General features: G+C 71.8%; 9 protein-coding genes and 1 pseudogene. 2 read left to right on the top strand and 8 right to left on the bottom strand.

What is annotated here, in order from left to right; translation table 11 throughout:
* Together G3I40_RS45005 and G3I40_RS45000 are read right to left on the bottom strand one after the other, a co-directional pair.
* Positions 1-313, bottom strand: a 313-nt coding sequence (locus G3I40_RS45005) for an ABATE domain-containing protein (RefSeq protein ID WP_203645947.1), incomplete at its 3' end; no start/stop codon positions are given.
* A gap of 52 nt (positions 314-365) precedes the next feature.
* Positions 366-899 (bottom strand): GNAT family protein, encoded by a 534-nt coding sequence (locus G3I40_RS45000; RefSeq protein ID WP_164560556.1) that lies wholly within the window; start codon positions 897-899, stop codon positions 366-368.
* Positions 900-992: 93 nt separating this feature from the next.
* On the opposite strand from G3I40_RS45000, the gene G3I40_RS44995 reads away from it, so the two are divergent.
* Positions 993-1,493 carry an anthrone oxygenase family protein gene (locus G3I40_RS44995; RefSeq protein WP_239092322.1) on the top strand — a complete coding sequence of 167 codons (501 nt, stop codon included), beginning with the start codon at positions 993-995 and terminating at the stop codon, positions 1,491-1,493.
* A gap of 22 nt (positions 1,494-1,515) precedes the next feature.
* On the opposite strand, the gene G3I40_RS44990 is transcribed toward G3I40_RS44995, so the two are convergent.
* The 6 genes from G3I40_RS44990 to G3I40_RS44965 all read right to left on the bottom strand — a co-directional run bounded on the left by G3I40_RS44990 (position 1,516) and on the right by G3I40_RS44965 (position 9,843).
* Positions 1,516-2,682: a uroporphyrinogen-III synthase gene (locus G3I40_RS44990; RefSeq protein ID WP_164560554.1), complete on the bottom strand. Its 1,167-nt coding sequence runs from the start codon at positions 2,680-2,682 to the stop codon at positions 1,516-1,518.
* A gap of 113 nt (positions 2,683-2,795) precedes the next feature.
* Positions 2,796-4,151 (bottom strand): nitrate/nitrite transporter, encoded by a 1,356-nt coding sequence (locus G3I40_RS44985; RefSeq protein WP_164560553.1) that lies wholly within the window; start codon positions 4,149-4,151, stop codon positions 2,796-2,798.
* Positions 4,152-4,341: 190 nt separating this feature from the next.
* Positions 4,342-5,730 carry an acyltransferase gene (locus G3I40_RS44980; protein WP_164560552.1) on the bottom strand — a complete coding sequence of 463 codons (1,389 nt, stop codon included), beginning with the start codon at positions 5,728-5,730 and terminating at the stop codon, positions 4,342-4,344.
* A complete protein-coding gene (locus tag G3I40_RS44975; RefSeq protein WP_164560551.1) occupies positions 5,727-7,910 on the bottom strand; it encodes a glycosyltransferase in 2,184 nt (727 codons plus the stop codon). Before G3I40_RS44975 ends, G3I40_RS44980 begins: the two co-directional genes overlap by 4 nt.
* The gene (locus G3I40_RS44970; protein WP_164560550.1) at positions 7,911-8,645 is read right to left on the bottom strand and encodes a hypothetical protein; all 735 of its coding nucleotides are present in this window, start codon (positions 8,643-8,645) and stop codon (positions 7,911-7,913) included. It lies immediately after the preceding gene.
* Between the two features lie 214 nt (positions 8,646-8,859).
* Positions 8,860-9,843, bottom strand: coding sequence for a LysR family transcriptional regulator (locus G3I40_RS44965; protein ID WP_164560549.1), 984 nt, complete (start codon positions 9,841-9,843; stop codon positions 8,860-8,862).
* An 83-nt stretch (positions 9,844-9,926) separates the two neighbouring features.
* On the opposite strand from G3I40_RS44965, the pseudogene G3I40_RS44960 reads away from it, so the two are divergent.
* A pseudogene (locus G3I40_RS44960) lies at positions 9,927-10,158 on the top strand (MFS transporter); the annotation flags it as partial.

Raw genomic sequence — 10,158 nt, 5'->3', positions numbered from 1 at the left:
GGGCGGGTGGGGCGGCGCGGGCGAGCAGGTTGACGCGTTCGAGGGCGGCGGCGGCCGGGCGGCCGGCGAGCTCACCGCGCACCAACTGGCCGATGTGGCCCCGCAGTTCGCGGAAGGCGGCGAGCCAGGACGGGGCGCACGCGGGCAGTTCGGCGGGTTCGGGGACGAGTCCGGCGCCCAGGAGCCAGGCGCGCAGCCGGTCGGTGGAGGTGAGGCGTTCGTCGGGGTCCGCGGTGGCGACGAGGTCCAGGCAGAGGCGTCCGGAGTCGAACCGCAGCTCGTGGGGGATGGGGCCGGTGGGTACTGCTGCCATGTCCTCTACAGTGCCCGCCCCGGCGCCCGGCCGGAACCCCCGGTGCCGCGGGCTACCGCGGGACGTGGGCCGGCGGGTCCTCGTGCAGGATGCGCTGGAACAGGACGTGGTCGCGCCAGGCGCCGTTGACGTGAAGGTAGTCGGGGGCCAGGCCGTACTCGACGAAGCCGCACTTGGCGAGGACGCGCTGGGACGCCTTGTTGTCGGTGAGGGTGCCCGCCTCGATGCGGTGCAGGCCCAGTTCGTCGCGGGCGACGCGGCAGACCTCCTCGACGGCGGCCGGCATCAGGCCGCGCCCCAGGTAGTCGCCGTCCGTCCAGTAGCCGAGGCTGGCGCCGCACAGCGGGCCGAGCACGATCCCGCTGAGCATCAGGCGGCCGACCACCTTCTCCCCGTCGAGCAGCAGCCAGGTCGCGCTGCCCGGCTGGGTTATCCGGGCGAGCTGTCCCGCGGCCGTGTAGTACTCCTCGGCGCGGTACGGCTCGATCGCGCGCAGATGCCCGACGTTGCGGATCGCGGCGTCCGCGAGGGCCTGGGCGTCCCCGGGCACGGCGCGGCGCAGTTCGATGTCGTCAGTGATCAGCATGTCCGTACCGTACGTCCCGGCGGTGGACGCTCGCTTATGGGACTGCGCGGCTCGACGATGTCGGCGCGGACCGGCCGCGCCTTGACTGGAGTCATGACAACGACCAAGCGGATCAACGGTTTCGTACTCGGGGCGGCCACGGTCGCCATGGGCCTGATCGCCGGGGCCTTCTACGTCTTCTCCTGCGCCGTGATGCCCGCCCTGGCGCGCAGCGACGACCGTACGTACATCGAGGTCATGCAGAACATCAACGAGGTCATCCAGAACCCCGTGTTCTTCTTGAGCTTCATCGGGGCGCTGCTGCTGACCGGCTTCGCCGCCTGGCGGGTGCGCCGCCAACGGGCGCTGCTGGTCTGGGTGTTGGCCGCGCTCGTCGTGTACGTGGTGGCGTTCCTGATCACCTCCGGGGTGAACGTGCCGATGAACGACGCGCTGGCCGACGCGGGCGACCCGGCGCGGATCGCCGACCCGGCGCGGGTGCGGGACGACTTCGAGGACCCGTGGGTGGCGTGGAACGCGGTGCGGGCGGTGCTGTGCACGGTGTCCCTGGGCTGCCTGGTGCGGGCGATGGTGGTGTGGGGGCGGCGGGCGTGACGCCCCCACGGGTCCGACCGGCCTACACGTCCGCGTATTTGGCGTCCGCCGAGGCCGGGTCCAGCGCCAGCCGGTACCCCCGCTTCACCACCGTCTGGATCAGCTTGGGCGCGCCGAGCGCGGACCGCAGCCGGGTCATCGCCGTCTCCACCGCGTGCTCGTCGCGACCCGCCCCGGGCAGCGCCCGCAGCAGGTCGGCCCGGGACACCACCCAGCCGGGCCGTCGCGACAGGCACCGCAGCAGCGACATCCCGGCCGGCGGCACCGGCCGCAGCTCCCCGTCGACCAGGACGGCGTGGCCGCGGATCTCCACCCGGTACCCGGCGACCGGCAACGTGCGGGCGCGGGCCGGGAGTTCACGGCACAGCAGCTGGACGAGCGGCCCGAGCCGGAAACGCTCGGGCTGCACCGTGTCCACGCCCCGCGCCTGCAGCGGCAGCGCCGTCACCGGGCCGACGCAGGCCGGGACGACGTCGCGGCGCAGCGCGTCGAGCAGTTCCGGCAGCAGCCCGCGCTCCTCGGCACGGTTCAGCAGCGACGCCGCCGCCGGCGCCGAGGTGAAGGTCAGCGCGTCCACCCCTCGCGTCACCGTCGCGTCGAGCAGCCGGTCGACCGGGCCTATGTCCTCGGGCGGCATCCACCGGTACACCGGCACCCCCACCACGTCGGCCCCGGCCTCGCGCAGCGCCTCCACGAATCCGGGCAGCGGTTCGCCGTGCAGCTGCACGGCGACGCGTCGCCCCTGCACCCCCTCGGCGAGCAGCCGCTCCAGCACCTCCGCCATCGACTCCGACGACGGCGACCACTGCTCCGTCAGGCCGGCGGCGCGGATCGCGCCCTTCACCTTCGGCCCGCGGGCGAGGAGTTCCACCCCGCGCATCCGGGCGACGAGGTCCTCGCCCAGGCCCCAGCCGTCGGCCGCCTCGACCCAGCCGCGAAAGCCGATGGCCGTCGTCGCCACCACCACGTCCGGCGCGTGGTCCACCAACTCCTTCGTGGCGGACAGCAGTTCACTGTCGTCGGCCAGGGGCACGATCCGCAGCGCGGGCGCGTGCAGCACGGTGGCGCCGCGGCGCTGCAACAGCGCGCCCAGCTCGTCGGCCCGGCGCGCGGCGGTCACCCCCACGGTGAAGCCCGCGAGCGGACCGTGCGGCCGGGCTGCCCCGGGGGCCTGCTGTTCGTCGTACATGCTGTCTCGTCCCGCTCGACGGTCGTGGCTGCGCCGCTTGGGCGACCGAGCCTGTCAACACGCCGTGACAGCCCCGGATCGCCGTGATTGCGTCCGTGTTACGCGCCCGCGGCTCACACCTCGGCGTAGCTGAGCTGCGGCTTCGCCTCGGTCGTCGCTGCGGCCGCCGAACGCGCGGCCGAACCTCGAAGGTATACGGACCACGTCACCGCGAAGCAGACCGCGTAGAAGGCGAGGAACGCGACGAAGGCTCCGGTGCCGGTGCCGGCCGTCTGGAAGGACTGGCGGAAGGCCAGGTTGATACCGAGTCCGCCGAGCGCCCCGACCGCGCCGATCAGCCCCATGGAGGCGCCCGAAAGACGCCGCCCGTACGCGGCGGCCTCCTCGCCCGTGAGCCCCTTGGCCAGCGCCTTCGTCCGGAAGATGCCGGGGATCATCTTGTACGTGGACCCGTTGCCGAGCCCGCTCAGCACGAACACCACGATGAACGCGACCGTGAACAGGGTCAGCGACTCCGCCACCGACGCCAGCGCCACCACGCCCGTCGCCACGGCCATGCCCACGAAGTTCCACAGGGTGATGCGCGCGCCGCCGTACCGGTCCGCGAGCCGGCCGCCGACCGGCCTGATGAGCGAGCCGAGCAGCGGTCCGATGAAGGTGACGCCGGCCGCCTGCAGCGGCGTACGGCCGAACTGGGTCTGCAGGACGAGACCGAAGGCGAAGGAATAGCCGATGAACGACCCGAACGTGCCGACGTAGAGGAACGACATGATCCAGGTGTGGGCGTCCCTGGCGGCTTCCCTCGCGGCGCCGGTGTCGTTCCGCACCGTCGCCAGGTTGTCCATGAACAGGGCCGCGCACAGCGCCGAGACGGCGATGAGCGGGATGTAGATGCCCAGCAGCACGCGCGGGCCGCCGTCCGCGCCGATGACGGCGAGCGCGGCGAGCTGGATGACGGGGACGCCGATGTTGCCGCCGCCGGCGTTCAGGCCGAGCGCCCAGCCCTTCTGCCTCATCGGGAAGAAGGAGTTGATGTTCGTCATGGAGGACGCGAAGTTGCCGCCGCCGACGCCGGTGAGCGCCGCGCACACCAGGAACGTGGTGTAGGACGTGCCCGGTTCCATCACGACGAAGGCGACGACCGTCGGCACGAGGAGCATGCTCGCCGAGACGACCGTCCAGTTGCGGCCGCCGAACAGGGCGACGGCGAAGGTGTAGGGCACGCGCGCGAACGCGCCGACGAGCGTGGCCATCGAGACGAGGAAGAACTTCCCCGCCGGATCGATGCCGTACTCGGGGCCCATGAAGAGGACCATGACCGACCACAGGGTCCACACGGAGAACCCGATGTGCTCGGACAGGACGGAGAAGACGAGGTTGCGCCGGGCGACCTTGGCGCCCGTCTGCTGCCAGAACGACTCGTCCTCGGGGTCCCACCGCTCGATCCAGCTACGGCTGCGGGTAGCCATGGCACGCCTCCAGGTCACGGTCTACGGCTGGGACAACCGAAGGTAGGGAGGCCGGGTTTCCGGACTGTGGCGTGCGATGACCGGCGGGGAACGTTGCTCTCACCCACCCCGGGGGCGGGCCGTGAGGCTCAGGGGAGAGCCCGCACCGGCCCCGGCCCCTGACCTCGGGACCCGGCCACCGTGCCCGGCCTCAGTGCCGCTTCTGCTTTCTCTTGCGGCCGTCCGGCCACAGGCGCGGCGGGCGCTTGGCCGCCAGGTCCTCGATCCAGCCCACGCCCACGATCGCCAGAGCTATCAGCGGCCACACGAGGACCAGCGACCAGACCATGTACGTCGTGTCGAGCGCGGAGCTCAGCCGCTCGTCCATGAAGGGCAGCGAGTAGAGCAGGTCGATCAGCGGGAACGTCGCCATGATCAGGAAGTTGTGCCAGAGGTAGATCGTGACGGCCCGGTTGTTGGCCAGCGTGATCGGCTTGTCCCAGCGGGCCAGACGCCCGGGCAGTTGCTGCCACGAGGGCGAGTACTGCAGCAGGATGACGACGAACCCGAGGGACCAGGCGGCCTGGGCCAGCGGGATCTCGTTCAGGTCCCAGCCCTCCTCGGTCAGGTGTCCCTGGGCCCACCACAGGCCGAAGGCCATGAGCAGCGCCGAACAGGAGACCGCCAGGTACCTCGGCACCTTGGCCAGCAGCCCCTCGTGGTGGGCGAAGCCCAGCACCCAGCAACTGCCGTAGACGGCGAAGTCCGTGACCGCTTCCCCGGTCCTGCCGGGGATGGTGACCAGGCCCGTGCCGACGACGGCGGTAAGGGCCAGCGGCGCGAGCAGCGTCGCCCACGGCACCTTGCGGAACGCCCACAACAGCAGCGGCGAGGCGAGGACGAACCACAGGTAGGCGCGCAGGTACCACAGCGGGCCGATGGCCTGTTCGGCCCAGCTGCCCTCCAGGAAGCCCGGCGGGTTCGCGACCTCGAACGGGTAGGCCGGGGAACCGATCGGGATGACGTAGTCGACGATCCCGAGCCAGCCCCAGGTGCCCCCGGTGTCGGGATCCTTGCCGGGGTTCCAGTGGCCGAGCAGCAGCAGTGTCAGCGCCAGTGCGCTGAACGCCCACAGCGGCGGCAGCAGCCGCCGGATGCGGCCGCGGATCACGCCGAGCGCAGGGCGGTTCAGCGAGCGGGCCATCAGGGAACCGGCGAGCGCGAACATCACGCCCATGGACGGGAACAGCACCGTCAGCCACGCCCACCCGAAGAGGTGGTAGATGACGACGCGGACGAGCGCGATCGAGCGCAGCAGGTCGAGGTAGCGGTCCCGGCCGGGCTTCTTGGGTGCGGCCTTCGGCAGCGGGCTCGTGGCATCCAGCCGGCGCGGCACGTCCTGCTGTGCGGTCACGTCCGGCTGTGCGGCGAGGTCCTGTTGTGCGGTCACGTCCTGCGGTACGTAGGCGACGCGCGACCCGGGCTGCGCGGGCACCGGCGCCTGCGGCCATCCGGAGTCCGATGCGGCCGGCGCGGGCCAACCGCCGTGCCCCGGCTGCCTGTTGACACCGGAGCCCTCTCCGTACGGGGGATACGTCATGCCACCGGCCTCCTGTCGTCACCGGTCACCGAGGCGGTCCGCTGGCGCGGCACGGCGCCGGGCGCCGAGCCGAGGGCGCCCGTGCGGCGCAGTTTCTGCCAGCGCAGCCGGCCGCCGGTGAGCGCGGTGATCCAGGACTGCAGCAGCACGACGTACATCAGCTGCCGGTACAGGAGCTGCTGGAGCGGGAGGGATATGAGGTGCGTCATGCGTTCCTTGTCGAGCCGGAAAGCGTAGGCCGCGCAGACCGCCTGGAGGGCGAGCACCCCGAGCCAGGCCACGAGCGTCTTCTCGGTGGGGCCGAACACCACCCCGTACAGCAGGAAGATGTCGATCAGCGGTGCGAGGAGCGGCGCCAGGACCATGAACAGGGACACCAGCGGCAGTCCGACGCGGCCGAAGCGGCCGGAGGGGCCGCGCTCGATCAGGGCGCGGCGGTGCTTCCAGATGGCCTGCATGGTCCCGTACGACCAGCGGTAGCGCTGCGACCACAGTTGCTGGACCGACTCCGGGGCCTCGGTCCAGGCGCGGGCCTTCTCCGCGTAGACCACGCGCCAGCCGTCGCGGTGCAGCGCCATGGTGACGTCGGTGTCCTCGGCGAGCGTGTCGTCGCTCATGCCGCCGATGCGTTGGAGCGCCGATCTGCGGAACGCCCCGACGGCGCCCGGGATCGTCGGCATGCAGCGCAGGATGTCGTACATGCGGCGGTCGAGGTTGAAGCCCATCACGTACTCGATGTGCTGCCAGGCGCCGATCAGCGAGTCCCGGTTGCCCACCTTCGCGTTGCCCGCGACGGCGCCCACGCGCGCGTCACCGAACGGCTGGACCAGCTCGCGCACGGTCGACGGTTCGAAGACCGTGTCCCCGTCCATCATCACGATCAGGTCGTAACGGGCGTTCGCCAGGCCTCTGTTGAGCGCGGCGGGCTTGCCCGCGTTGTGCTGGCGCACCACGCGGACGTGCGGCAGCCGCATGTCCTCCACGATGCGGGCGGTGCCGTCGGTGGAGCCGTCGTCGATGACGAGGACCTCGACGGGGTGCTCGCTGGCCATCAGCGAGCGGACGGTGCTCTCGATGCACTTGGCCTCGTTGTACGCCGGGACGAGCACCGAGACCGGTTCGGTGACGGCCGGGCCCCAGGCGAAGCCGCGTCGGCGCACGCGCCGGGCGTGCGCCGCGGAGAGGATCAGCATCAGGCCGAAGCGGCCCATGACGAGGACCCCGATGACGGCGAGCCCGACGACCAGGACGCCCGTGATGTTCTCCGAGGCCTGGACCGCGTAGGTCCACGCCTTGCCCTTCCACAGCTCCACGCCGCTGACGGGGGTGTGGGCGCTGGCGATGCCGAGGGCCTCGGTGAGGTTCTCGAACCGGTAGCCCTCGCCCTGCAGTTGCGGCAGGAAGCGGTCGAGCGCGGCGACGGTCTGGGAGCGGTTGCCGCCGGAGTCGTGCATGAGGACGATCGCGCCCTTGCCGCCGTGCGGCGTGGCCCGCTTGATGATCTCGTCGACGCCGGGGCGCTTCCAGTCCTCGCTGTCGGTGTTGTTGACGACCGTGATGTAGCCGCGCGAGCCGATGTACTTGGTCACCGGCCAGGACTTGTCGTCCATGGCGTCGGCGAACGAGGAGTACGGCGGCCGGAACAGCGAGGTGCGCACGCCCGCCGCACCTTCGAGCGCCAGCTGGTTCTGCGACAGCTCCCAGTCGATGCGCTTCTTCGACTGGTACGACAGGTCGGGGTGGTTGAAGGTGTGCAGGCCGACCTCGTGGCCCTCGGCGACCATGCGGTGCACCAGGTCCGGGTAGCGCGAGGCCATGGTGCCGGTGACGAAGAAGACGGCGTGCGCGTGGTGCTCCTTGAGGACGTCGAGGACCTTCGGGGTCCACTCCGGGTCGGGCCCGTCGTCGAAGGTGAGCACCAGCTTGTGGTCGTCGATCCTGCGGCTGGTCTCCTGACCGCCGCGGGTGTCGATGACGGGGCCGCCGTCGAGGATCTTCTCCGGCACCTTGTCGGTGGCCGCCTCCGGCTGGATGCGGTGGTCGGCGAGGATCTCGCTGTGCACGTAGCCACGGATCATCAGCATCGCGATCATGGCCACGAGCAGCAGCGCGGGCAGGAGGTAGCGCAGGGGGAACCGTCGCCGGGGCGCGCGGCGCCGGGAGTGTGTGCCGTGGGACATCTACAGGACGCTGCTTTCCGGGGACGCGGCGGACAGGGCCGACGGCCCGTCGCCGGGGCTCTGGCCGACGGGCCGGGGCGCGGGGCCGCCGTCGGCGACGGTGTCGGTACCGGTGCCGCCGGCCGGCGGGTTCTCGGTCGCGGGCGGGTCGACGGGCGCGGTGGTCTCGTCGACCGGCGGCGTCGTGTCGTCCACCGGAGGCGTGGAGTGGTCGACCACGGGCGGTGTCGTCCTGCCGGGCGGCGGCGTCGTGCCCTTCGTGGGCTTGCCGGGCGAGGTGGTCCTGGGGTCGGGCTTGTCCGACGCGTCCTTGTCCGCGCCCTTGGACGGCGAGGTGCTCGCACCCGGTGAACCCGAGGCGCCGGGTGCGGTGGCCGACCCGCTCGGGTCCGGTGTCCCGCCCGGCGACGTCGACGGCGTCGCCGATTCGGCGGGCAGCAGCGGCTTGGTGTCGACCTTCTCCGAACCGCCCTTCTGGTCGGACGGCATCGGCAGCCAGGGCGCGCTCGAGTTCCCCGAGAGCAGGGTGATCACGATGACGACCGCGTACACAGCGCAGGCCAGGCCCATGGCCACACCGACGCGCCGGAACGTGCGGCTGCGCCGCCCCGAGTCGTCGACGAAAACGGGTACTTCCTTGTCGTCGCCCGACGCCTTCGCCGACCGCCGCGGCCCCGCGCCCGCCCCGAGCAGGTCCCCCAACTGGCGTCCTGCGCCGTCGAGTTGGACCGTCACCTCGTTCGGATCATGGGTTTGCCCGGGCAGGGCGTCTTCTCGCCAATTTTCCACCGTACGCACATCCCCCCAAGGACATGTTCATGGGTGCGCGCACGACTCCCCGGGCACTCGTCGTCCGGACCGGGCCCCCACCCGAACCGGAGCGCCCCCCTTATCACACTGCGCCCGGACCATGAATGTAGCGCACCTCAGTGACACCCGTGTCCGGATGTCAGTCGCGACTCATCATGATGAGTGCATCGATGGCCGGTATCCACCCATCCTCCGGGCACATCAGCCATCCTTCCTCCTCGGCAAGTTCGGCCGCGGCCGTCCGCAATGCATCAATTGCCGGGTGTTTGCGCCCCTTTCGCCACACCAGTGACACCGGTGACAGCGGGACGGGATCGACGAGGGGCCGCAGCACCGACCCGGGCATGGCCGGAAAGTCCACCCCGGCAAGTACGGGATTCCGGTACTTTGCCATGATCCGCCGGAACTCCTCCTCGCCGACGGCGAGCGGCGCGGGCGGCGCGACGGCGATGCCCCGCCCGGCGAACAGCTGCCGGGCCAGGTCCGTCCACTCGGGGGTGCACGGATTGCCCGCGCCCGCATAGACCGTCTCCCCCGCGAGCCGGTCCAGCGGCACGGCGTCGAGGACGGCCAGCGGATGGTCCTCGGGGAGCACCACGGCCATCGGCTCGTAGCGCATCGGCTGCTGGTCGAGGCGTGCCCGCACGGCCGGGTCGAGCCCGGCGAAGCGCCCGAAGGAAACGTCGATGCGCCCGGCGAGCAGCTCGGCGGCGGCGCCGGTCAGCCCGCTCTCGTAGCGGGCCATCAGCTCGCAGTCCGGGGCGAGTGCGCGCGCCCGCGCCAGGACGCGCTCGTGCACGAGCCCGGGGCTGTTGACGTCGACGAGCAGTGGCCGGGCCTCGGGCGCGGACCGGGCGAACGCGGCGAGCAGCGCGTCCTGCGCCTCGATCGCGCGCCGCGCGTACGGCAGCAGCCTGGCGCCCTCCCCGGTGAGCGTGACCTGCCGGGTCGTACGGCCGAACAGCTCGGTGCCGAGCTCCCGTTCCAGCCGCCGGATGTCACGGCTCAGCGCCTGCTGGGCGACGTAGAGCCGGGCGGCGGCGCGCGTGAAGTGCAGCTCGTCGGCGACGGCCAGAAAGGCGCGCAGCAGGCGCGGCTCGACGCTGCGGGGACCGGTGACCATCGGCCGAACTTACAACACAGGTGCGTCAATTGGCGCCGAGTAAGTGTTGGACCAGGGCCCTGACCTGCCAGGACGCTGTCGGCATGCCCACTGCGACCCCGACCGCCGCCTACACCCGTCTGTTCACGGTGCCCGGCGCCCGCGCCTTCACCCTCGGCAACCTCATCGCCCGCTTCCCGCAAGGGATGTTCAGCATCAGCGCGGTGATGCTGATATCCGGCGCCCGTGGTTCGTACGCGCTGGCCGGGGCGCTCGGCGCGACCGGACTGGTGGCCGGCGCCTTCGCCGGCCCGTGGCTCGCGCGCCAGGTGGACC

The sequence above is a fragment of the Streptomyces sp. SID14478 genome (assembly GCF_010548525.1).
Taxonomy (GTDB): domain Bacteria; phylum Actinomycetota; class Actinomycetes; order Streptomycetales; family Streptomycetaceae; genus Streptomyces.
Note: the sequence above shows the minus strand (reverse complement) of the source record. Positions and strands in the feature narration are given on the sequence as shown.